This is a genomic window from Nocardia flavorosea (genome assembly GCF_015477805.1).
Taxonomy (GTDB): Bacteria; Actinomycetota; Actinomycetes; order Mycobacteriales; family Mycobacteriaceae; genus Nocardia; species Nocardia flavorosea_A.
This window is the reverse complement of record NZ_JADLQL010000001.1, coordinates 299,259-323,132: the sequence shown is the minus strand read 5'-3', so window position 1 is coordinate 323,132 and position 23,874 is coordinate 299,259. Positions and strand designations below refer to the sequence as shown.

General features: G+C 67.8%; 19 protein-coding genes. 7 read left to right on the top strand and 12 right to left on the bottom strand.

The window, feature by feature from the left end; all coding sequences use genetic code 11:
- Positions 1-89: 89 nt before the first annotated feature.
- A complete protein-coding gene (locus IU448_RS01520; RefSeq protein WP_195053691.1) occupies positions 90-1,259 on the top strand; it encodes a pyridoxal phosphate-dependent aminotransferase in 1,170 nt (389 codons plus the stop codon).
- 9 nt (positions 1,260-1,268) lie between these two features.
- On the opposite strand, the gene IU448_RS01515 is transcribed toward IU448_RS01520, so the two are convergent.
- On the bottom strand, positions 1,269-2,990 hold the full coding sequence (locus IU448_RS01515; protein WP_195054962.1) for a DUF3556 domain-containing protein: 1,722 nt from the start codon (positions 2,988-2,990) through the stop codon (positions 1,269-1,271).
- Positions 2,991-3,125: 135 nt separating this feature from the next.
- Positions 3,126-3,803 (bottom strand): TetR family transcriptional regulator, encoded by a 678-nt coding sequence (locus IU448_RS01510; RefSeq protein WP_195053690.1) that lies wholly within the window; start codon positions 3,801-3,803, stop codon positions 3,126-3,128.
- Positions 3,804-3,853: 50 nt separating this feature from the next.
- On the opposite strand from IU448_RS01510, the gene IU448_RS01505 reads away from it, so the two are divergent.
- On the top strand, positions 3,854-5,359 hold the full coding sequence (locus IU448_RS01505) for a carotenoid oxygenase family protein (RefSeq protein WP_228811985.1): 1,506 nt from the start codon (positions 3,854-3,856) through the stop codon (positions 5,357-5,359).
- 44 nt (positions 5,360-5,403) lie between these two features.
- Here IU448_RS01505 and IU448_RS01500 read toward each other — a convergent pair whose 3' ends face one another.
- The 6 genes from IU448_RS01500 to IU448_RS01475 form a co-directional block, all read right to left on the bottom strand.
- Entirely contained in the window at positions 5,404-6,381 is a 978-nt protein-coding gene (locus IU448_RS01500) for a glycine betaine ABC transporter substrate-binding protein (protein WP_195053689.1), read from the bottom strand.
- On the bottom strand, positions 6,378-7,115 hold the full coding sequence (locus IU448_RS01495; RefSeq protein ID WP_195053688.1) for an ABC transporter permease: 738 nt from the start codon (positions 7,113-7,115) through the stop codon (positions 6,378-6,380). Before IU448_RS01495 ends, IU448_RS01500 begins: the two co-directional genes overlap by 4 nt.
- Entirely contained in the window at positions 7,112-8,584 is a 1,473-nt protein-coding gene (locus tag IU448_RS01490) for an ATP-binding cassette domain-containing protein (protein WP_195053687.1), read from the bottom strand. Before IU448_RS01490 ends, IU448_RS01495 begins: the two co-directional genes overlap by 4 nt.
- A 64-nt stretch (positions 8,585-8,648) precedes the next feature.
- Complete coding sequence (locus IU448_RS01485; RefSeq protein WP_195053686.1) at positions 8,649-9,293, bottom strand: ABC transporter permease; 645 nt, start codon at positions 9,291-9,293, stop codon at positions 8,649-8,651.
- Between the two features lie 387 nt (positions 9,294-9,680).
- Complete coding sequence (locus IU448_RS01480; protein WP_195053685.1) at positions 9,681-11,270, bottom strand: long-chain-fatty-acid--CoA ligase; 1,590 nt, start codon at positions 11,268-11,270, stop codon at positions 9,681-9,683.
- Positions 11,271-11,472: 202 nt separating this feature from the next.
- A complete protein-coding gene (locus tag IU448_RS01475; protein ID WP_195053684.1) occupies positions 11,473-12,684 on the bottom strand; it encodes a cytochrome P450 in 1,212 nt (403 codons plus the stop codon).
- Between the two features lie 416 nt (positions 12,685-13,100).
- On the opposite strand from IU448_RS01475, the gene IU448_RS01470 reads away from it, so the two are divergent.
- Together IU448_RS01470 and IU448_RS01465 are read left to right on the top strand one after the other, a co-directional pair.
- On the top strand, positions 13,101-16,364 hold the full coding sequence (locus tag IU448_RS01470; protein ID WP_228812127.1) for an arabinosyltransferase domain-containing protein: 3,264 nt from the start codon (positions 13,101-13,103) through the stop codon (positions 16,362-16,364).
- A 136-nt stretch (positions 16,365-16,500) separates the two neighbouring features.
- Positions 16,501-16,821, top strand: a complete 321-nt coding sequence (locus IU448_RS01465; RefSeq protein ID WP_195053682.1) for a hypothetical protein — start codon at positions 16,501-16,503, stop codon at positions 16,819-16,821.
- 113 nt (positions 16,822-16,934) lie between these two features.
- Here the strand turns inward: IU448_RS01465 and ilvD are convergent, their stop codons facing one another.
- Positions 16,935-18,614, bottom strand: a complete 1,680-nt coding sequence (ilvD, locus tag IU448_RS01460) for a dihydroxy-acid dehydratase (protein WP_195054960.1) — start codon at positions 18,612-18,614, stop codon at positions 16,935-16,937.
- Between the two features lie 270 nt (positions 18,615-18,884).
- Between ilvD and IU448_RS01455 the strand changes: the two genes are divergently transcribed.
- Both IU448_RS01455 and IU448_RS01450 read left to right on the top strand, forming a co-directional pair.
- Positions 18,885-19,262 (top strand): hypothetical protein, encoded by a 378-nt coding sequence (locus IU448_RS01455; RefSeq protein WP_195053681.1) that lies wholly within the window; start codon positions 18,885-18,887, stop codon positions 19,260-19,262.
- Positions 19,263-19,572: 310 nt separating this feature from the next.
- On the top strand, positions 19,573-20,550 hold the full coding sequence (locus IU448_RS01450; RefSeq protein ID WP_195053680.1) for an SMI1/KNR4 family protein: 978 nt from the start codon (positions 19,573-19,575) through the stop codon (positions 20,548-20,550).
- A gap of 26 nt (positions 20,551-20,576) precedes the next feature.
- Here IU448_RS01450 and IU448_RS01445 read toward each other — a convergent pair whose 3' ends face one another.
- The 3 genes from IU448_RS01445 to IU448_RS01435 all read right to left on the bottom strand — a co-directional run bounded on the left by IU448_RS01445 (position 20,577) and on the right by IU448_RS01435 (position 23,133).
- Positions 20,577-21,515: a sigma-70 family RNA polymerase sigma factor gene (locus IU448_RS01445; protein WP_195053679.1), complete on the bottom strand. Its 939-nt coding sequence runs from the start codon at positions 21,513-21,515 to the stop codon at positions 20,577-20,579.
- A 10-nt stretch (positions 21,516-21,525) separates the two neighbouring features.
- Positions 21,526-22,716 (bottom strand): NAD(P)/FAD-dependent oxidoreductase, encoded by a 1,191-nt coding sequence (locus tag IU448_RS01440; protein WP_195053678.1) that lies wholly within the window; start codon positions 22,714-22,716, stop codon positions 21,526-21,528.
- Positions 22,717-22,899: 183 nt separating this feature from the next.
- The gene (locus IU448_RS01435; RefSeq protein ID WP_195053677.1) at positions 22,900-23,133 is read right to left on the bottom strand and encodes a hypothetical protein; all 234 of its coding nucleotides are present in this window, start codon (positions 23,131-23,133) and stop codon (positions 22,900-22,902) included.
- A gap of 18 nt (positions 23,134-23,151) precedes the next feature.
- Between IU448_RS01435 and IU448_RS01430 the strand changes: the two genes are divergently transcribed.
- On the top strand, positions 23,152-23,808 hold the full coding sequence (locus IU448_RS01430) for a hypothetical protein (RefSeq protein ID WP_195053676.1): 657 nt from the start codon (positions 23,152-23,154) through the stop codon (positions 23,806-23,808).
- Positions 23,809-23,874 lie beyond the last annotated feature (66 nt).

Sequence of the window (23,874 nt, the reverse complement as noted above, 5' to 3'; positions counted from 1 at the left end):
GGCCGCACACTGTTACGCCGCCGGGCCGCGACCGCGCTCGCCGGCACCGAGCCGCCCGCGGCACCTGAACCGCCGTCTACCCTCGTCTCATGCCTGACCCGTCCCCCACCGTCACCCGGTTGCGGCCGTTCGCGGCCACGATCTTCGCCGAGATGACCGAACTCGCCGTCCGGCACGAGGCGGTCAATCTCGGGCAGGGTTTCCCGGACAGCGACGGCCCCGCGGCCATGCTCGAGGTCGCCCGCGAGGCCATCGCCGGTGGCGGTAACCAGTACCCGCCGGGCCGGGGTGTGCCGGCGCTGCGGCGCGCGATCGCCGCGGACCGGGCCCGGCGCTACGGCACCCGGTACGACCCCGATAGCGAAGTGCTGGTGACCGTCGGCGCGACCGAAGCCGTGACCGCTGCGGTACTCGGTCTGGTCGAGCCGGGTGCCGAAGTGGTACTGATCGAGCCGTACTACGACTCCTATCCCGCGGCAATAGCGCTGGCCGGTGCCCGCCGCCGTACCGCCCGGCTCACCGCCGACGGTGACCGGTTCGTTCTCGACCACGACAGTCTGCGCGCCGCGATCACCCCGGCCACCCGCATGCTGATCCTGAATTCACCGCACAATCCCACCGGTACCGTCCTGGATCGCGCGGATCTGACCGCCATCGCCGAGATCGCCTGCGAGCACGATCTGCTGGTGCTGGCCGACGAGGTGTACGAGCATCTGGTGTACGACGGCGCCGAACACATCAGTATCGCCACCCTGCCGGGGATGGCGGAGCGGACACTGGTCGTCTCCAGTGCGGCGAAAACGTTCAGCGTCACCGGCTGGAAGATCGGCTGGATCTGCGGACCGGCCGCATTGATCGACGGCGTCTTGGCCGCCAAACAGTTCCTCACCTTCGTCGGCGGTGGCCCGTTCCAGCCGGCTGTCGCCCATGCCCTCACCCACGAACTCGGGTGGGTGGCCGCGCTGCGGGATTCGCTGGCCGAACGCCGGTTGCGGTTGTCCGCGGCGCTGGCCGATACCGGGTTCCGTGTGCATCCGAGTGCCGGTAGCTATTTCGTCTGCGCCGATATCCGCCCGCTCGGCGCGGACGACGATATCCGGTTCTGCCGTGAACTGCCCGAACGGCTGGGTGTGGCGGCGGTGCCGGTCAGTGTTTTCACCGATGATCCCGGGTCGTGGCGCTACCTCGTCCGGTTCACCTTCTGCAAGCGCCCGGAAACCCTGGACGAGGCGGTGCGCCGGCTCACACCCGACCGCTGAGCCGGGTCGTCAGCTCCTGTCCTCGGGATACACGGGTACGTCGTCGTCCCACGGCTGGCGGACCACCATATCGGCGACCCGCACATACCCACGTTCGAATTCACCGGTCGCGGCGTCCACCAGGCGGTAGTTCTGCTGCTGCCGCTGGATCGGCTGGGCGTCCAGCAGCACCACCCGCACCTCACCGGGTTCGAAACCGCAGCGCTGCTGCAGGGCGGCGATCAGTTGCTCGTTGTGCAGATGGCCGTCACCGAAGTTCCAGCCCAGGGCTGTCGAACAGATACGTTCGCCGTCGGTGAGGACGTAGTCCTTCTCGTCGTGCCCGGCCATTGCTCGATGCGCGAGGGTGAACAACGCTTTACCGTGGGTGTTGAACGCGCGGAACGCGTATCCCAGATACAGCGGGATCTGGGCCGCCTCCCGGCTGCCGTAGTACCGCTCGAGCTGGGCGGCCGGCATGGCGGCCACGGCGGTGATTCCGGCGCGGATCTTGGCATCGGCCGACGGTTTGATGCACCAGAGGGTGGTGTCCCAGTTCCCGGCGTAGTACCGCATTCCGGGCAGGAAGGAGACCTTGCGCGGGAACATGTTCCCGATCGCGACCGTCCCCGCGAGAACCGAGAACAGGAGCACCACCGGTAACGGATTACCCAGATCGGCCGGACCCACATCCGCATGCCCGACGAACAACGTCAGCAACCCGAAAATCATGAAGACGTTCCACTCGAGCGGCACTCCCATCGGTATCGCGGTCAGGATCACCAGGTGGAAGCAGATGAGGGCGATCGCGGCGACCGTGGTCGGCAGACCCCCGTCACTGAAGAACAACACCAGCGGGGCCAGCATCTCGACTGCAGTACCACCGTGGGCGAACAGCCGCGACAGCCGTCCCGGTCGCAGATCGTCCGGGAACCGTTCGAAGAACAGGCGTTTGAGCGCCCGCGGCCGCACCACCGGACTGTTGGACATCATCGTCGACACCACGAACGGGAAGTGCTTGTTCAGCTTCGATACCGCCGCGCCGACCCAGATGACGACGAACACGACCTTCGCGGCGACGATCGTATCGGCACCGCCGAACAGGAAGGTGACCGCGAGCGCCCCGTATACCTCACCGCGCGCCGCCAGGAAGATCACCTTGTCGCGCAACCCGAGCACGGCCAGCAGGACGAGAACCGCCGCGATCTCCCAGACCGGCAGCAGGCCCACCGACGACCCGATCTCGGGTATCGGTCCGGTACCGTCGGAGAACAACCCGACCAGCAGCATGACCAGCAGTGCCGCGTACAGCACGGCGTCGAACGCGGTCCGGGTCGTACCCCGGGTCAGCGGCACGCGCCCCGGCCACGGTGGCAGCCGGATCGTGCCGGGCCGCAACCAGTACAGGATCGACCCCATCGGCGGGAAGAAGCGGTTGTTCAGCGGCCCGAAACCGCAGCCGAGACCGACGACTTCGAACAGCATCGTGAACAGCACGACCTTCTGGAAGACGATCGGTTCCGGCCACCACGACCCGACCGCGGTGACCCCGTCGATTCCGGTGGTGGTCAGCGCGAACAGCATTCCGCCCAGGATGTAGAGGGCGATCTTCACCACGTAGAACAGATGCAGTGGCGGCGGGGTGCCGAAGCCGACCTCGGCCCAATGCCGAGCCATCGGCCGGATTTTCTCCGCCCTGGTGCCGCGGCTCCATTCCGCCAAATCCACCACGGGAAGCTCCGGCCGGAGCATGCCGAACAACCGATCCGATGTACCCACGGGCGCCCGATCCTTCTTCGTTCAATCAACTGATTGAAAAGTACTACGGACGGGCGCGGCGCGGCCTCGTTTCGCCCGATCGGATCCGAACCGCCCGGCCGGTCGCGTTCACCGGGCGACAGTCCGCGCGACCCCCAGGAACAACGCCGTCAACTGCTCGACCAGTTCGGAACGGTCCAGCTCCAATTTCCCGGCAGAGAAGGCCCACAGGGCATCGGACCAGCCACCGATCAGCAGGTACCCCGCGGTATCGAGCAGGCACGGATCCGCCCGGCCGAACCTTCCGGCCGCCGCGGCGAGATACGGACGCAGGGCGGCGACCGAACGGAGCAGCAGCGCCTCACGACGCCGGGCCAGCGCCGGATCGCCCGCAGTGTGCAGGATGCGCAACAGGCGCGGATCGTCGAGGAACGCCGATACCAGGATGGCAATGGCCCGGTCGGGCGGCGCCGTTGCGTCGGCCGCCAGTAGTTCGGCCACCCGTCCGGCGATGCCCTGTTCGAGCCGATCCACCACCGCGTCCAGCAGAGCGTCGAGATCGGCGAAGTTCTCGTAGAAGTAGCGATTGTTCAGCCCGGCTTCCCGGCATACGCCGCGGACGGTCACCGCAGACACTCCCCCGGAGTCCAGCAGATGCAGTGCGGCATCCAGCAATCTTTCCCGCCGTGCGTGCTGCCGATCGGGAAACGGAACGCCACCGTAGGACTGGCCGGACACCTCGGGACCGGTCATCTCGCGGACCTCCTCTGCTTTGCGCGCACGGATCACCATTGCCGAGACCCGCACCGGCGACTACTCTGGCAACACCTGTTACCAGAGTAGCGAGGGAGGCCGCGATGGCTCCGAAGACCCCTGTCACCGCCGCCGGGACACCGATGGTCCCCGGTATGCCGCTGCGCGAATTCGAAACTCTCGAGACCGAATACGACTACGTGCTCACCGACGAATCGGGCGTCCTACCGCCGGAGCTGCGTGGAACGCTCTACCGCAACGGGATGGGCCGCTGGGAATCGGGCGGCTCGCCGGTCGGGCATATCTTCGACGGCGACGGCATGCTGTCGGTATTCGTCTTCGACGGGCAGCGCGTCCGGTTCCGCAACCGCTATGTCCGCACCACCCATTACCTACGCGGTCAGCTCACCGGTGGCCCGGCCGGCCGCGGCACGGGGACCCTGCGCGGGGACGGCGGCTTCCGCGCGAACGCCTTCCGCTGGCCGCTGTCGAACCAGGCGAATACGAACGTCGTCTGGCATGCCGGTGAGCTCCTGGCACTGTGGGAAGGCGGGAAACCCCACGCCATCGACCCGGACACACTGGAAACCAAGGGTATTCACGATTTCGCCCGCCGCTTGCGGGGATTCGGATCCTTTTCCGCCCATCCGAAGATCGACGCACGCACCGGTGAACTGTTCAATTTCGGCACCACATTCCTGCCGTTTCCCGGTATAGCCGCCTACCGTGTCGATCCCGGCGGCGCCCTGCACACCCTCGCCCGCTGGCGCACCCCGGTACCGCGGCTCAACCACGACGTAGGGCTCACCGGCCGGTACCTGGTATTCGTCGTACCGCCGATGACCGTCTCGGCCGTCGGTATGCTGCCCGTTTTCCTGGGCCTGCGACCACTCGGCAGCGCGCTCGGGTTCCGCCCCGAGATCGGCACCGAGATCGTGCTCGTCCCGCGCGACGGGGGCCGTCCGACACATCTGCACACCGACGCGCTACTGCATTTCCATTTCACCAACTGCTACGACGACGGTACCGACACAGTGATCGAACTGGTCCGCTATACAGCGGATTTCGATATCCTCTGGGATCATTTCCAGGACAAGTTCCGCACCGCACCCGGACAACCCGCGTTCGGCGGCCCGCTCACCAGACTGCGGGTCACCCGGACGGGCCGTGTCACCCGGGAGGATCTCACCGACCGGATCTCAGAGTTCCCGCAGATCGACGCGCGGATGACCGGCCACCGGCACCGCTACTCCTATTCCGTCGATGTGGCCCACCATCGCACGATCACCGGCGGCAGCGGGCAGGACGCCGGCCACGAGGCGGTCCCGAGCGGGATCACTGTCCTCGACCACGAGCGCGGTGCCGAATCGACCTACGAAGTACCGAACTACGGTTCCGTCTGCGAAGCGGTGTTCGCGCCGCGGTCGCCCGGCGCTCCGGAAGGAGACGGCTGGCTGCTCACCGTCGAGTACCTGCGCGACGAACATCGGTCCCGGTTGTTGGTGCTGGATGCACGGTATCCCGATCGAGGCCCGGTCTATGTGGGCGGGTTACGTCATCATCTGCCGATGGGACTACACGGGTCCTTCACCCCGCGGATCGCGGGGTGAAGGACCCGGGCGTACCACCGCGACTGAACCGGGTCACCGGCCGGCTATTCGACCAGGCCCTCGCTCTTCAGCCAGTCGTAGGCGACGTCGGCCGGGTCCTCCCCGTCGATATCGACGCGGCCGTTGAGGTCCTGCATGAGATCGTCGGTGAGGCGTTCGGAGATCGTGCCCAGCAGTTCACGCAGCGGTGGATACCGTTCGATGATCTCGCTGCGCACCACCGCGGTCCCGCTGTAGGGCAGAAAGAACTTCCGGTCGTCTTCGAGGACAACCAGGTTCAGGTTCTTCACCCGGCCGTCGGTGGTGTAGACCATCCCGAAGTTACAGGGGGCACCCTGAGCCGTCGCCGTATAGACGACACCCGCGTCCATCCGGGTGACATTGGCGGCGGGTACTCCGTTCGGGTCGTTGTAGGGGATCCCGTATTTCTCCAGCATCGGCAGGAAACCGTCGGAGCGGCTGAAGAATTCGTCGTCGACGCAGAAGGTGCGGTCGGCGACCGGAAGCGCGGCCACATCGGACAGTGAGCGCACGCCCAGCCGTTCGGCTGTCGGCGCCGACGCGGCGAACGCGTAAGTGTTGTCGAAGTTGGCCGGCGGCAACCATTCCAGGTCGTACTCGCTTTTCTCGATATCGTGGACGGCCTGCCACAGTTCCTGGGGATCGGGGATGATCTCGGTCTGATTGTGGTAGTTCACCCAGCCGGTGCCGGTGTACTCCCAGAGCACATCGGCGTCACCGTTCAGCTGGGCCTGCCGCGACGACGCCGATCCCGGGGCACCGGTGAGATCGGTGACCTCGGCACCCGCCGCGGCCAGATAGGTGGCGGTGATCTTGCCCAGCAGCACCCCTTCGGTGAAGCTCTTGGAGGTGACGGTGAGCCGCGCACCGTCCAGCGGTCGGGCGCCGCCGGGCAGGGTCGCATCGTGGAAGGTGCCCGACGAGCTCACCAGACCGCACCCGGCGAGCAGCAGCGCCAGCGCGGCGGCCAGGGCGAGCAGCCGGGCGCGTGGCGCGGTCATGAGATACCTCGCGCAGTGGCGGCCAGTTCCACGAGCCGGCCCAGCCAATCGATGATCAATGCCAGCAGCGCGACCAGGATCGCGCCGGAGACGAGCAGTTTCGGCAGGAACAGGGTGACGCCGGTGGTGATCAGCGTGCCGAGACTGGTGGCGCCGATGAAGGTGCTCAGGGTCGCGGTGCCCACCAGGATCACCAGTGCGGTGCGCACCCCGTTGAGGATCACCGGCACCGCCAGCGGTAGTTCCACCTGCAGCAGGGTGCGGGCGCCCGAGAAACCGATCCCGCGCGATGCCTCGATCGTGCGCTGATCCACCTGCCGCAGGCCCACGATCGTGTTCTGCAGAATCGGCAGCACCGCGTACACGACCAGGCCCACGATCGCCGTCCGGAATCCGGTGCCCAGCCAGAAGGTGAACAGCACCAGCAGGCCGACCGCGGGCGCGGCCTGGCCGATATTGGCGATATTGACGGCGAGGGGTTCGAACCGTTTCAGCGCAGGCCGGGTGAGCGCGATACCCAGCGGGATCGCCACCGAGACCACGATCACCGTCGCCACCACGGTCAATTTTATGTGCTCGAGGATTGTGGTCTGCAGATTCGCCCAGCTCAGCGATGCCTGCTCGGTCGGTGTGAAGGTCGTCGACCGATACCACAGGATGTAGCCGGCGCCGACGACCACGATGATGAGCGGTTCGAACCAGGCGTCGAGCGGAAGCCGGCGCAGCCGGTTCATGACGGACCGGCCGGATCGCTGTCGGCATCGCCGGGCTCCGGATGCTCGCCGCCGTCGCGGGCGGCGGGCCCGGAGCCGACCGCTTTATTCCCCGCATCGCCGGCCGAGCCGGGCGGCGCGGTGCCGGTTGCCCCGGGGGCCGCAGTACCGGTCGCCGATGGTTGCGTGACGGTTCCGGGGCCGGCGGGTTGGCCATCGGCCCCCGAGAGTTCGTCATCGGCCGCGACCACGGGTGTCGGCGCCGGATCGGTTCCGTCGACATAGGTTGTGTAGGAGACCTCGGTTTCCTCCTCGCGCACTTCGGCGAGTTTGTCCCGGATCAACTCGGTCACCGAAGCGATGCTCAGCGAGCCGACCACCGCTCCGCGGCCGTCGGTGACCAGTGCGGCGCCCTGACTGGTCGCGAGCATGGCGTCCAGCGCATCGTTCAAGGTCGAGGACCGGGCCACCACCGGCAGCCGCCGGTCCAGGAAATCGGAGATCTCGGGTTTGGTCGCCATCTCCGTGAGGGTCGGCCAGGATCGCGGCCGGCCGGCACTGTCGACCACGACCACCCAGGTGTGCCCGGCGGCTTTCGCGCGTTCGATCACGGCGGGCGCCGGCTCCCCGATGCGGGCGGTGATCACCTCACGGATTTCGACATCGCGAACCCGGGAGACGGTCAGGTAGGCGAGTTTCGCGCCGGAGCCGACGAATTCCTCCACGAACGGAGTCGCGGGATCGGTGAGGATTTCCTCCGGCGTCGCGTACTGCTCGATATGCCCGCCCTCGGACAGGATGAGCACCCGGTCGCCGAGTTTGGTGGCCTCTTCGAAATCGTGGGTGACGACCACGATGGTTTTGCCGAGTTCCTGCTGGATGGCCAGCAGGCTGTCCTGCAGGCGGGCCCGGGTGATCGGGTCGACCGCGCCGAACGGTTCGTCCATCAGCAGCACCGGCGGGTCGGCCGCCAGCGCGCGCGCCACCCCGACCCGTTGTTGCTGGCCGCCGGACATATCTTTGGGGAGGCGGCCGGCGAATTCGACAGGGTCGAGACCGACCAGGTCGAGCAGGTATTCGGTGCGTTCGGCGATCCGCTTCTTGTCCCAGCCCAGCACCCGGGGTATCGCGCCGATGTTCTTGGCGACCGTCCAGTGCGGGAACAGCCCGCCGGACTGGATGACGTAGCCGATGGACTGCCGCAGTTTGTCCGGGTCCTCCCGGGTCACATCGCGGTCGCCGATGAGGATCCGGCCCTCGGTCGGCTCGATCAGCCGGTTGATCATTTTCAGCGTGGTCGTCTTACCGCAGCCCGACGGCCCGACGAACGCGACGATCTCGCCCGCGGCGATATGCAGGTCCAGGCAGGCCACCGCGGGAGTGTCCTGGCCCCGGTAGCGTTTGACGACCGAATCCAGGGTGATGGACGCACCGGTCACCGCCCGCTCCGATATCGCCGGCCCGGGCCGGCCGGTGACAGCCTCGGTCACGGTGCCTCCTTCGAAGCGGGGTCGTGCGGTCCGCGGAGGCCGCAGCGGAGGCGGCGGTATCGCATCATGACAATCCCTTTGCGATAGTGAAACGTCCGAGCGCGACGAGCAGCGCGTCGAAGACCAGGGCGACGGCGACGATGAGAATCGTGCCGGTCAACGCCATCTCCAGCGCGTTCGCACCACCGAGCCGGGAGAGGCCGTTGAAGATCAGCGAGCCCAGGCCCGGGCCGAGCACATAGGCGACGATGGCGGCGACGCCGACGATCATCTGCGTGGACACCCGGATACCGGTGAGGATCACCGGCCAGGCGATAGGCAGTTCGACGGTCAGCAGGATCCGCCATCGGGAAAACCCGATCCCCCGGGCCGATTCGACCACCGAGGGCGGAACCGAACGCAATCCCACGATCGCATTGCCGATCACCGGCAGCGCTGCGAAGAAGGCCAGCATCAGGAAGGAAGGGACCACACCGAGCCCGAACGGCACCAGCAGCAGCGCCAGCAGCGCCAGTGAGGGAATGGTCAGCGCGACCCGGCTCGAGGTCAGCGACAGCGCCGACAGCAGCGGCAGCCGGTAGACCGCGACCGCGATGAGGACCGCGACGATACTGCCGGCCAGCACGGTCTGGAAGGCCAGTGACGCATGCTGATAAGTAAGGAACGCCAGCGTCTCACCTCGCCCCTGGATATAACTCCACAGATTCACGGGGATTCCCCTCGTCGACGGCGGGCCGGCCCGGCACCGGTCCGCGCGAACTCACAGACGCGCGAGTCGCCAACAGTATCCGAAATCCGGGTGCCGGGCCGGGTTCGGCGCGCGGTCGGCCGGCTGCCGAACCACCACGGCAACTGGTTCACCCGGGGGATGCGGGCGCGGCAACGCGTCGGCACGCGCTACCCGCGCAGCGCTGTCGTCATGGTGATTCGCTGTCCGCGCAGGGCCCGACCCGGTCGCCGTCCGGAGGCACGGCCCGATCGCCCCGGCGGCGAGTTGTACCGGCCTTCCGTGGACTGCCGTGCGGTGCTGTTCTGCGCGCCGGCATCCGGGTGCGGGGGTCGTACTGTGCTCAAAGCAGTATTCGGCCGGCACAGCTCAGGTCCCGTGCGCACCGGTCGAATATTTCTCCCGAAGCACAGTTTTGAGCACCTTGCCGCTGGGATTACGTGGTAGTTCCGCGACCACCGCGATCTCCTTCGGGCATTTGTATCCGGCCAGCCGGGTGCGGGCGAATGCCTCGACGTCCGCGGCGGCCGGGGGCACCGCGGGGTCGGCCGCGACGATGACCGCGAGCGGCGCTTCGCCCCAGGTGGCATGCGGCACACCGATGACCGCGATATCGGCGATCCCGGGATGCGCGGCCAGGACGTTCTCCACTTCTGCGCAGTAGATGTTCTCCCCGCCGGAGATGATCATGTCTTTCTTGCGGTCGACGACGTAGAGATAACCGTCTTCGTCCTGGCGCACCAGATCGCCGGAGTGGAACCAGCCGCCGGCGAAAGCCCGTTCCGTCTCCTCCGGCTTGTTCCAGTACTCCCGCATGACCGTCGGGCCCCGGTAGACGATTTCGCCTACCTCACCGGCCGGCACATCGTTCATCTCGTCGTCGACGATGCGGATCTCGACGTTCAGGATCGGCGTGCCGACCGAGCCGATCTTGCGGATGGCGTCTTCTCCGCGCAAGGTGCAGGTCACCGGGCTGCATTCGGTTTGCCCGAACGCCGTCGACACCGCCGCCTGCGGGAACGTCTCGATCATGGTGCGCAGCAGCGTGGTCGAAGCGGGCGCCGCGCCCCAGGAGATCTGCCGCAGCGCGGACAGATCGTAGTTCCCGATATCGGGCAGCGCACAGATCGCCTGCCATTGCGCCGGGACGAAGAAACAGCTGGAAACCCGTTCCCGCGCCAGAAGTTCAACCGAGGCGGCGGGATCGAATCCACCGGACGCCGTGATCACGAACGTGCCGCCGGGCAGCAGGCACATCAGATAACTGGACAACCCGGCGATATGGAACAGCGGTGCACCGTTGAGTGCCACCGGGTCGACATCACCGGATGTGCCCTGGTGCATGCTGACGCTGAAAGCGTGCAGCAGCAGGTTTGTGTGGGTCAGCACCGCCCCTTTGGGCCGCCCCGTGGTGCCCGAGGTGTACATGATGTAGGCCGCCGAACTCTCGTCCACGGAGACCGCCGCGCACACCGGGGCGGCCGCGGCCAGCGCGGCCTCGTAGTCGTCGCCGTGCTCCCTCGCCGCGCCGGGTTCCGCACCGATCACCAGAATGGACCCCAACCCCGAAGCGTTCCGGCGGGCATCGGCCAGAACGCCGGCGAACCGGGAATCCACCACGGCCGCCACCGCACCGGAATCCTCCAGCAGATAGGCCATCTCGGCGGCGGTCAGCCGGAAATTGATCGGCACACAGATCGCGCCGACCCGCATCGGCGCGAGAAACGCCTCGATGATCTCCATCGAGTTCAAGCCCAGCACGGCCACCCTGTCACCGGCACCGACACCGCGTTCCCGTAATGCGTTCGCCAACCGGGAAACCCGCTCGTCCAATTGACGGTAGTTACGCGAAATTCCACCGAACCGCAACGCCGGCGTCTCCGGGATCTTGCGTGCATGGCGGGCGAGCTGATCGCCTGCGCTCATTCCTCGGGACATCATTTCCGCAGCACCGGCCATATTGCACTCCAGACTCGGATCGATCGAATCCGAAGACTACGCCCGGACTGCATGCCTTCGTAGCGTATTCGGCATTCTCGAGGCGCATTCCGGCGGATCGCCCGGAGCAGGTTGCCCGGACGACAGCCCGCCGACGATGCGTTTCCCCGGCCGTACAGCAGAGGCCGCTCCTCCGGTCTGCGCAATGTGCGGTTCGGCGCAGTCAGGCGTGGACTGCGGGCCGGCCGACGGCGATCGGCACGGTTTCCCAGCCGCGCATCGTGGACGTGGAGGAGAGTTCCAGCGCGTCCCAGTCGACCTCCCAGACCGGGAACCGTTTCAGGAACTCCTCCAGCGCCACCCGTGCCTCGAGCCGGGCCAGTGAGGCGCCGAGGCAATAGTGGGTGCCGAAACCGAAGGTCCGCAGATTGGCGATCCGGCGGCGGATATCGTAGGTGTCCGGATCGTCCCAGCGGTCGGGGTCGCGGTTGGCGGAGGCGACCAGCAGCATCATGGCGCTACCGGCCGGCACCGTGGTGCCGTGCAGTTCGACATCGGTGGTGACATAGCGGGCGATCGCGTGACCGGTGGGCTCGAACCGCAGGGTCTCCTCGATCGCATTGGGAATCAGCCGCGGATCCGCCACCAGTTCGGCGCGCTGTTGCGGGTGGCGGGCCAGCAGTGTCCCCAGCCAGCCGAGCAACCGGGCGGTGGTCTCGTTGCCGGCGCCGGCGACCACCGAGATATAGGTCAGGATCTCCTGCCGGGTGAGGGTGCGTGTCACTCCCTCGGTGTCCTCGAATTGCGCGTTCAGCAACTCGGTCATCAGGTCGTCGGAAGGATGTTCGGCGCGCCAGTCGATGTATTCGGCGAAGCTGTCGGCGTGCGGGATGGCCTGGTCCGAGACCTGCATCTGCTGCCCGGGTTCGGTGCGCAGATTCGCGTCGGCCCGATCGCGCACACCCTGCTGGTCGGATTCCGGGATACCGAGCAGCATGCCGATCACCCGCATCGGCACCTCGTTCGCGAATGCGGTCATGAGATCGAAGCGGCCCGCACCTGCAAGGCGGTCCAGCGAGCGCGTGCACAGCTTTCGGATCTGCGGTTCGAGTGAGAGCACTCGCCGCGGCGTGAACACGCGGGCGAGCAGCGCACGGTAGATATCGTGCGCCGGCGGGTCCTCCATCAGCAGGGTGCCCGGCGGGATCTCGACTCCCGCCTTGATGATCTCCAGGATGGGACCGCGCGACGACGAGAAGGTCTGCCAATCCAGCAGGGCGCGGTCGATATCGTCGTAGCGGCTCAGGACGTAGAAATCGTGCTCGTCGTTGTAGTAGAGCGGCGCTTCGCGGCGTAACCGGCGGTAGACCGGATAGGGGTCGCGGGCGATATCCCGGTCGAAGGGGTCCCAATATATGCGGTCGGCGCGGGCCACGGCGCACTCCTTCGATCACTGCGGGCCCCCGGCACCGGCCTCCCCGATCGGGGCCGCTCATCTAAGAACCCAATTTCCATTATGCGACTATCACGTTACCCATTCTCGCGACTCCATGCCGCCGGATCGCGATAGCCGCCTCGATCCGGCCGGTGGCCGCGGACCCGTGATACGCCGAACTCGGCAACAACCGCCGGGGCATGAACCACAGCGGGGCCGTTTCCGGAAGAAACAGGGCGGACAGAAATAGTTTCGTTTCAAGCCCGAGTTCACGGCGAGCATTCCGCCCGTGACACCGTCGATCCGGAATCCCCCCTGCTCACACGGCCGGGACCGAACCGGACCACCGTGATGTTTTGCCCGACTTCGCCGGTAACGAATGCGTCACGTTACCATCGCCCCCCGTGACCGACACCATGGTGAGGGCGGACCTGACGCCCCCGGAGCAATCTCGGGCCACCCGGTCCGCACGCGGACACTGGGCGAGGCCGGCGGCATTGCTCGCCGGCCTCCTCGCCACCCTGTTGGCCCTCGCGGTCCCGTTCCTCCCGGTCCATGTGGACAAGACGACGCTCACCTGGCCACAGCAGGGTTCAACGGACAGCATCGCGGCCCCGCTGATCTCCTACGCACCGGTCTCCTTCGACGCCGATATCCCCGGCTCCGCACTACCGCAACTGACCGACGAGGGCGGCCTGGCGGCGGCGACCATGCCCGCCGGCGCGCCTGATCTGGAGAAGTACGGATTCGTTGCGCGGGTCCAGCCCGCGGCGGACGGCTCGCCCGCCCGCCTCGAGGTGGTGCTGCGCAGCCAGTCGATGTTCAGTGTCCCGGTCGCCGAACTCGGCGACGCAACCCTCACCGTGCACTCCGACAGTTCCGGGACCACCGCCGAACTCACCGGAACCGACACCGAACCGGTGTTCCTCGCCGGCGATTTCCGGCCGCAAATGGTCGGCGTCTTCAGCGATCTGACCGATTCGGCCGGGACGACGGTGACCGCGGAGGTGGACAGTCGCTTCTCGGTTGTCCCGGCCTTCGCCAAACGAGCCGCCGGGGTACTGGCGGTACTGTGTGCACTGGTCTCCCTGGTGGCATTGTTCCGGCTGGACCATTCGGCAGGACGCCGGATACGCCGGGTGCTACCGCAGCGCTGGCTGACCTTCACCGCTGCCGACGCCGCGGTGTTCACGATCCTCGTGGTCTGGCATTTCATCGGGTCCACGACCTCCGACGACGGCTACCAGTTCGGAATGGCCCGCACCTCGCTGGCGTCCGGTTATATGGCCAACTATTTCCGGTTCTTCGGCGTACCCGAGAACCCGGTCGGCACGCCGCCCTACGACGTGATCGCCCATATGACCGAGTTGAGCATCGCCAGCCCGTGGGTGCGGTTACCGACCTTGCTCGCCGGGTTCCTCACCTGGCTGGCCCTGAGCCGGGAGGTGATCCCCCGGCTCGGGGTCGTCCTGCGGCACGACAAGGTTGTCGTCTGGACCGGTGCGCTGGGATTCCTGGCGGTGTGGCTGCCGTACAACAACGGGTTGCGCCCGGAACCGGTGATCGCGGTCGCGGTGCTGCTCACCTGGTGCTTCGTCGAACGTGCCATCGCGACCAGGCAACTGCTGCCGTATGCGATCGCCATTCTGATCGCCGCGTTCAGCCTGACCGCCGCCCCGTCGGGTGTGATCTGTTTCGCGCCGCTCGCTGCCGGGGCGCGGTCGGTCGTCCGATTCGGCATCGCCCGGGCCCGCACGATGTCGGATTCCGGCTCCGCTACCACGGCCGGACCGTCCTGGTCCGCGCGGATCATGGCCTACGGGGCACTACTGGCGCCGTTGGCCGCCGCCGGAACCCTCGTCCTGGTGTTCGCCTTCGCCGTCCAGCCCCTGTCGGCGATGTTCGAGATGACCCGCGTGCACAACGAGGTGGGCCCCTCGATTCCCTGGTACGACGACTACGTCGCCTATCAGCGACTGTTCACCCCCACGGCCGATGGTTCGATCGGGCGCCGGTTCGGGATGGTCGCGATGTGGCTGGGGCTGCTGGTGTGCGCATTCGTGATGCTGCGTAAAGGCGGCCGGATCCCGTTCGTCGCGCCCGGGCCGGCGAAACGGCTGCTCGGGATCACTTTCGGCGCGATGCTGCTGATGGCGACCGTCCCGACGAAGTTCACCCACCACAACGGTGTGTTCGCCGGACTCGCCGGCGCCGTCGCTGTCGTCACCGCGGTCGCGGTGGGACCGAAGGTGATGCGGGCCCCGCGCTACCGGGCACTGTTCGCGGCCGTTGTCGCCATAGCGATGGCGCAGATCTTCACCGGCGTCAACAAATGGTTCTACGCCTCCGATCACGGCATCCCGTGGTGGAACGAACCGCCCTCGATCGCCGGTCTCGGAATGAGCGAGATCTTCCTGACCATGGCCGTAGTGTGCTTGATACTGGCCGGCTGGTGGCATCTGCGGGCCCCGGAACCGGGAACACCGCATCGCGTCTCGCGCCGCGCCTGGCGGCTGGCGAAGATCCCGCCGCTCACAGTGGCGGCAGCAGTGATCGTCGTGTTCCAGGTCGGCTCGTTCGCGACCGCCGCCGCCACGCAATATCCGGCATTCTCGCTGGCCCGGTCCAATATCGACGCGGTCCGCGGCGAACCGTGCGGGATGGCCGATGATGTACTGGTCGAAACCGACCCGAACGCCGCGATGCTCACCCCGCTGTCCGGCGACGCCGTGAGCACCTTCGCCGGTGACAGCACCGGTTTCGTACCGAACGGCGTCGCGAACGTGACCTCCGACGACGATCAGACCGAGGACGAGGAGAGCAGTATCGCCGACGCCCTGGAAGACGAGGGCTCCGACGGTAGTTCGCGGACCCAGACCGGCGGCGCGCCCCTGCCCTTCGGCCTGACCGCCACCACCCCGGTGCTCGGGACCGCCGGACAGCAGGAAGCGGCCGAACTGACCACCGGCTGGTACCGGCTGCCCGCACCGCAGGACCGTGACGGAATCATGGCGATCACGGCGGCGGGCCGCTTCCGGGCGGTCACCCAGGACGGTTCGGTGATGCCCGGCCAGCCGATCGATATCGAATACGGCACCGCGGAATCGGCGACCAGTGCCCGGCCCCTCGGCCAGGTGATGCCCATCGATATCGGACCGACCCCGTCCTGGCGGAATATGCGGGTACCGCTCGACCAGATCCCGGAGCAGGCCGATGTGATCCGCATCAAGGCCAAGGATCTGTCCGTCGATGCCCAGGAGTGGATGGCGCTCACCCCACCGCGTATTCCGCGCACGCAAACCCTGAACGAACTGATCGGGTCGGAACAGCCCGTCCTGCTGGACTGGGCCGTGGGACTTCAGTTCCCGTGCCAGCGGCCCTACGACCACAAAGACGGGATCGCCCAACCGCCCGGCTGGCGTATCCTGCCGAACCGCCCGGCCTCGCACACCACCTCGCTGTGGCAGAGCCACGACGGCGGCGGCCCGCTGGGCTGGACCCGCCAGCTACTGCGCTCACAAACCCTGGCCACCTATCTGAAGGACGATTGGAGCCACGATTGGGGTCAGCTGCAGCGGTTCACGCCGATCGACCGCGCGGCGCGTCCGGCGCAACCGGCGGTCGAGAAGGAAACTCACGGCGGGTTGTGGACTCCGGGGCCGATCAACGTCACATGGTAGTGCCGATCGGCGAGCGGTTTGCCCACGATCCCGGGACTGCGATCGCAGTCCGCGTACTGCCACTATGCACCGGAGTGACCGGGAGGGCACCGTGGCGGTTACGGACCGCGATCGGCGCGCGGCTAAGGTTCTGTGGATGAAAATCGAACGAACTTCCATCGCAAGTGTTCTCGCAGTCACCGCGATCACCGCAGTGGCACCCGCCGCAGCCGCGTTCCCCACCGGCTCGGCCGGTTTCGGCGACGGCCGGGAGGTGGTGATCATCGACAACACACTCGAGCTGAGCGATCTCGATGCGTGCTGGGCGAGTGGATTCCAGCGCGATATCCGCTTCGAGAACCGAAGCACGCGCGATTTCCGCGTGTACAACACCCCGGATTGCACCGGTGTACCCGTGGCCACGGTGCCTGCGGGCCACACCGCGACCCACTACGGCTGGTCGGCTTCGGCCCGGTAATCATTCGAGGAACCCGGCAGCGAGTACCACTGCCGGGCCCCTCCATTCGTGGCTGTTGCGCGGGTGAACGGCATCGTGACGATTGTGCACCAAGGCGGCCGGTGATGCCGGAGTCAGTCGCAGACCGCCCCGTTCGACGCCGAACCGACCAGGCGTACATACTTCGCAAGCACTCCACGGGTGTAGCGCGACGGTAGCGGTGCCCAGCCGTCGCGGCGGCGAGTCAGCTCTACGGGCTCGACCAACAGGTCGAGGGTTCCGGCCGCGACGTCGAGGCGGATGCGGTCACCGTCGCGGACGAAGGCGATGGGTCCCGCGTCCACCGCTTCCGGCGCCACATGGCCCACGCAGAGGCCCGTGGTGCCGCCGGAGAACCGGCCGTCGGTCAGCAGCAGCACATCTTTGCCCAGCCCGGCGCCCTTGATGGCGCCGGTGATCGCGAGCATCTCGCGCATGCCCGGGCCACCCTTCGGGCCCTCGTAGCGGATGACCACCACATCGCCTGCGGTGATCGTCCCGTCGGCGAGGGCGTCCATGGCGGCTCGTTCGCGGTCGAAAACTCTTGCGGTGCCTTCGAACACGTCGGAGTCGAAGCCCGCCGATTTCACCACCGCGCCGCCGGGCGCCAGCGAACCGTGCAGGATGGTGATTCCGCCGGTGGGATGGATCGGGGACGACAGCGCGCGTACGACCTTCCCGTCCGGGTCCGGTGGCGCGATCTCGGCGAGGTTCTCCGCGACCGTACGGCCGGTCACGGTCAGGCAGCCACCGTGCAACAGCCCCGCGTCCAGCAGGGTTTTCATCAGAACCGGTACGCCGCCCACGCGGTCGATATCGGTCATGACGTGCCGGCCGAACGGTTTGACATCGGCCAGGTGCGGGACCTGCCGGCCGACGCGGGCGAAATCGTCCAGGCTCAACGCGACCCCCGCCTCGTGCGCGATCGCCAACAGATGCAGTACCGCATTCGTGGAGCCGCCGAACGCCATCACCACCGCAATGGCGTTCTCGAACGCCTCCTTCGTGAGGATATCGGCGGTGGTGATCCCGCGGCGGATCAGTTCGATCACCGCCGCACCGCTGCGGCGGGCATAACCGTCGCGTCGGCGGTCGGTCGCCGGCGGTGCCGCGCTCCCCGGCAGTGACATGCCGAGGGCTTCGGCCGCGCTGGCCATCGTGTTCGCCGTGTACATACCTCCGCAGGCGCCTTCCCCGGGGCAGATGGCGCGCTCGATGGCGTCCACGTCCGCCCGGCTCATCAACCCGCGCGCGCACGCGCCCACGGCCTCGAACGCGTCGATGATGGTCACCTCGCGTTCGCTGCCGTCGGACAGTTTCGCGATACCCGGCAGGATGGATCCGGCGTAGAGGAACACACTGGCCAGGTTCAGCCGGGCGGCCGCCATCAACATGCCGGGCAGCGATTTATCGCAACCGGCCAGCAGCACCGAGCCGTCGAGCCGTTCGGCCTGCATCACCGTCTCCACGCTGTCGGCGATGACCTCACGGGAGACCAGCGAGAAATGCATCCCCTCGTGCCCCATCGAGATACCGTCGGACACCGAGATGGTGCCGAACTGCATCGGAAACCCGCCGGCCTCGAACACACCGTCCTTACAGCCGCCGGCCAGCCGGTCCAGCGACAGGTTGCACGGTGTGATCTCGTTCCACGAGGAGGCGACCCCGATCTGGGGTTTCCCCCAGTCGTCGTCGCCCATACCGACCGCGCGCAACATTCCGCGCGCGGCGGTTTTCTCCAGGCCGTCGGTCACATCGCGGCTGCGGGGTTTCATATCGGGGGTAGCGGGAGCTGCTGAATCATCGGACACAAGGCCATCGTCCTCTTCTGTGGCCAGATCTCCGAGTCCCACGCCGGTCGGAGGCACTCGACCGCGCCTATCCCGGCCAGTTCCGCCACGGCCACGAGGCCACGTAGGTGACGGTGCCGATCGCTGTTTGCCGGGCCGTCGGCGTGGAATCCCGGCCTCGTCGAGCAGAGCCACGGCAGGGCTCAGGCCTGCGACCCAGCCGTTCCAGGACTGCGCCGCCCCCCTCGAGAGGCGGTGCCCCGGCGCGATGAGGCATGGTCCGATCTCGTCGCCGAGCGCGCCGGAAGCCGCGGCACCGACACCCTGTTGCTGCTGGAAAACCCGTCGGTCGAGCGCGCTGGTGCCGGCCCCGTCGAACGACTCGGTGCCTGCGAACGGCGGCATGGTCTCGATCAGCCGGGCTACAACACCGCCGGCGGGCCGGCCGGATCGCGACTGAGCTCGCCGGCCTCGTCCGGGCGCACCCAGCAGTACTTCATCCAGGGGCCGGCGGCAATGGACACCTGCTGCCCCTCGGTGCCGAGCGCCGGGTGCCTGATAACGAGGCACCTGATCGCGAGGCACCTGATCGCGAGGCACCTGATCGCGAGGCACCTGATCGCGAGGTCGTGACTCCGGCAATGCACCGGCGTCACGACCTCGCCCCTCATCAGCCCGCTTCCGTGGCGGGCAGGATCCGGGCCCCGACCTCACCGAATCCGATCCGGGAGCCCGCGGGGCCGGGCGCGGTGGCGGCGATGGCGATCCGGATCCAGGTCAACCCGGACAAACTGGGTCGGATCCGGCGGCGGTGGGCGGCGACGGCACCACATCCACCCCTTCCCGGTGGAGTGGTGATCCGGCGATCCGCCCATTACCGGCCGAACGCCGCGGGCACACGAACCCGGCTGCCCCCCGCTAGATTCAAAGAGTGCATCCGCTTGTGACCCGACTCGATCGGTGGCTGGCAGCAAACCGGCCCGAGTATTACGCCGCGCTCCGGCCCGGCGCTGCGGATACCGATATCCACGAGATCACCACACGTGTCGGCAGCGAAATTCCTCCGCTGCTCCGGGAGCTGCTCACCTGGCGCAACGGCCAGGACCGCGACTACCGGGGCACCCTGCTGGCACTGTGGGACCCCCTGTCGGCCGACGAGATCGCGGCCGCCCTCGATATGTTCGCCGACCTCGTGGCCAACGACGATTTCGCCGATCAGTGGGGGGAGGGCTGGATCCCGTTCCTCGGCAACGTATACGGCGACCACATATGTATCGACCTCCGAGGCGCCTTCGACGGCGAACCCGGGCAGATCGTGGTGTTCCACTGCAAGGACGAATTCCGCGATATCGTTTTCCCCTCCCTCGAGGCATGGCTCGAAACCCTGGTCATCGCCTTCGAAACGGGCATGGCAGCCAAGGATGACCCGGAGCTGCAGAATCCGTACACGGACGACGAACTCGAGGCATGGCTGGAAACCCCGGAAATCGCCCTCGAAACGGGCATGATGCCCGAGGCGGACACCCAGCCGCAGTATCCGCACGCAAACGACGAGGACGAGAGCTCCGAGCACGACGTCGAAAAGAGCCCAGAGCAGGGCGTTGAGGAAAGCCCCGAGCAGGACGCCGGCGACGACCCCGATATCTGGCGCCTGGTGGACGACGACGCGTACGAAGCGTTCTGCGCATCGCGGTATCCCGGATACCCGCGAACAGTGACATGGCCGGATTACAGCCGGGCCCCTGACCCCGCCCCGGCCGGCGGCCCGGCAGCACCGATCAAGGGTCTCCTGCACTCCCTCGACATGGACCGGCTGCGCTCGGTACTACGCGAATCGGGGCACACGAACCCCGTGATCGATGAGGCATTCGATCGCTTGTCCGGCGGGCACGACCCCGGCGACAGCACCCGCGAGTGCTGACCGGCGCGAAGTGATCCTGTCTCTGTTCACCAGTTTTCGAGGACAGGTCCGGAATGCTCCATGCGCCGCCACTGCGCGGTGAGGCGACCCAGCCGGTGCGCGGCGGCCATTCCGCAGACGGCCGCGACCTTGTCGTCGTCGCGGACCTCCAGCACCACCACGCCCACCACTCGGTCCTCGCTCACCGCGATGATGGCCGGATCGCCGTTCACCAGACCCGCGTGGATGGACAGCGGTGCACCGACCAGCCGGCGCTTGGCCGCGGTCGGTTTCAACCCCGCGCGCAGGGTGGTCGCTATCCGGCGGGGTGTTGTCATGAACTGGAGCTTCGCGGCGAGGCCGGCGCCGTCGGAGATCGCGGTCGCGTCATCGGTCAGCAGGGCGACCAGCTGCTCGGTGCGGCCAGAGGAGGCGGCTGCGACGAACGCCTCCACGATACGGCGGGCGGACGCACGGTCGGCGGCACCACCGTTGCGTCCGGCGACGATCCGCTGCCGCGCCCGGTGCGTGTGCTGCTGGCTCGCCGATTCGGAGATGTCGAGGATCTCGCCGATCTCGGCGTGACTGTAGGAAAACGCTTCGCGCAGAACGTAAACGGCGCGTTCGACCGGGGACAGCTGCTCCATCAGCCGCAGCACCGCCAGGGTTACCGATTCGCGTTGTTCGACGGTGTCGGCCGGACCCAGCATAGGGTCGCCGTCCAGCAGCGGTTCGGGTAACCAGGTGCCGGCCGCGCGTTCGTGCCGGGCGCGCGCCGAGCGCAGCCGGTCCAGCGACAGGTTGGTCACCACCTTGGTGAGCCAGGCCTCGGGGATCTGGATGCGGTCGCGATCCGCGGCCTGCCAGCGCAGGAACGCATCCTGGACGACGTCCTCGGCGTCGGCGGCCGACCCGAGCAGCCGGTACGCCAGCGAGGCCAGCCGGGATCGGCCGGCCTCGAAGCGTTGCGCGGTGGCGGTGTCCACGATCGCCACTTTAGGCCGCGACCTCCGCGTTGCGCCGCCGCGGCACATCCGCGAGATGATGCCTGCGGGTGGGCCGGCCGAAGGTCGGGTGGCGCAGGCTCCACGGCCCCCCGGCCAGAATGGCGGCCTTGACCCGCGCGGCGGCGCGGCCCCGCAGCGCCCAGGACTTCGACCGCTCGGCAGCGTCGACGAGCTGGAAGATCCCGTCTTTGCGGCCGAGGCTGATGTGGTTGCCCACGTACGACAGCGAGGTCTCGGGCGCCTCGCGGCCGGTGAGTTCGCCGATGATCGCGGCCACGGCCTGCGTGGCGGTGAAGCCGGCCGACGCGCAGGACATCGGCAGCGGCCGGCCGTTGTCGCGGATGGCGAAAGCGCTGTCGCCGGCGGCATAGACGTCCGGGTGCGATACCGAGCGCATCATCCGGTCCACCTGGATCCGCCCGTTCTCCTCGACCGCGAGCCCGCTGGCGGCGGCGACCGGATGCACGGCGAATCCGGCCGCCCAGACGGTGGCATCTGCGGGCAGAACAGTGCCGTCGGCGGCGACCGCGTACGACTCCCCGACCCGCTCGATAGTGGTGTGCTCATGAACGGTGATCCCGAACCGGTCGAAGGCCCGGAGCAGGTGCCGCCGGGCCGCGGGCCCGAGCCAGCCGCCCAGTTCACCGCTGGTCGCGAGGGTGACCTGCAGGCCGGGCCGGGATTCGGCGAGTTCGGGGGCGGCCTCGATCGCGGTGAGATTGCCGCCGACGACGAGCACCGTCCCGCTACCGCCGAGATCGTCCAGGCGCTGCCGCAGCAGCAGCGCCGACGGCCGCCCGGCCACATGGAAGGCGTGCTCGTCGACACCCGGCACACCATGGTGGGCGGCGGTGCTGCCGAGCGTGTAGAGAAGGGTGTCGTATTCGAGCCGGTCTGTTCCTTCTGCGCCGGTCACAGTGACGGTCCGCCGTTCGGCATCGACCGCTTCGACCCGTGCCACCAGCAGCCGGATGCCGGTACCCGCGAACATTTCCGCCAGATCGTGCCGGCGCAGTTCCTGGCCCGCGGCGAGCTGATGCAGGCGCATACGTTCGACGAAATCCGGTTCGGCATTGACGACGGTGATCTCGACCTCGTCGCGATGCAGCCGCCGCGCGAGCAGTCCGGCGGCGTAGGCGCCGGCGTATCCGGCCCCCAGGACCATGATGCGGTGCTTCATTACGGTGCTCCTGTCCGGTTCGCGTGAACCTCTCGTTCGTTCGCGTGCCCTCTGAACGGGGCAGCGACCGGATTCCTGACAGGACTGGACGGTGATCTGGGTCACTATTTTCGCGTGCCCCCGCAGGGGCGGCCGCGCATGCCCCGCCGCCGAGGCAAATCGCCCGTCACCACGGCCGGATCGTCACCGCCGGAAGATCCGCCGCGCCCACGCGCGCAACCGCACACCGCGCGATTCCGGTTCGGGTGTCTCGGCGGTCTCCGCGGCCGACACCGCCTGGGCGAACCGGGCATGTAACTGCTCACGGACCTGATCCGGTGTGTAGGCCCGGCGGCGCCGCTCGGCGCGCACCACCACCACGCCGGTGGCCACTACACCGGCCGCTCCCGCCAAACCCAGCACCTTCCACCACCTCATACCGCTTAGGCTACTGGTATGGCGGGTACGGGCATCGATCTCGATCGGGCTGTCGAGATCACCAGAACGGGCGATATCTGGCTGTTCCGTGGACATTCCACGGCCGACCGGATGATCAGGATGACCACCAACAGCCCGGTGAACCATGTCGGGATGGCCGTGGTGATCGACGATCTCCCGGCCCTGATCTGGCATGCCGAACTCGGCCGGTCGCTCACCGATATGTGGTCGGGCACTACCCATCGCGGCGCCCAATTGCACAACCTGCGCGACGCAGTGATGGTGTGGGCCAACAAGTACGGGCAGCAGGCCTGGCTGCGCCAGCTCGATCCCCCGGCCACTCGCAAGATGGAAGACGGTGTGCTGCGCACCGTCGCCCGGCTCGACGGCACCCCCTTCCCCTCCACCGCCGCCCTCGCCGGCCGCTGGTTCCGAGGCCGGATCCAGTTGCCCCGCCGCCGGTCCCGCCGACCCGATGCGCGCGAAGTCGAAAACGCCTACTGCGCAGAGATCGTGGCCGCCACCTACCAGGCAATGGGCCTGCTACCGGAGGACCGCAGCCCCGACTGGTACGACCCGGGCCGATTCTGGAGCGGCGACCACCTGCGCCTCACCGGTGGCCATACGCTCGGCGGCGAGGTCGCGGTCGACGTACCGGCCGAAACCACGAGCTGACCGACCCCGCCCGCCAACGCTGCGGCCAGAACACAGCCCACAGCAGCACTCCCAGCGACAACCCGA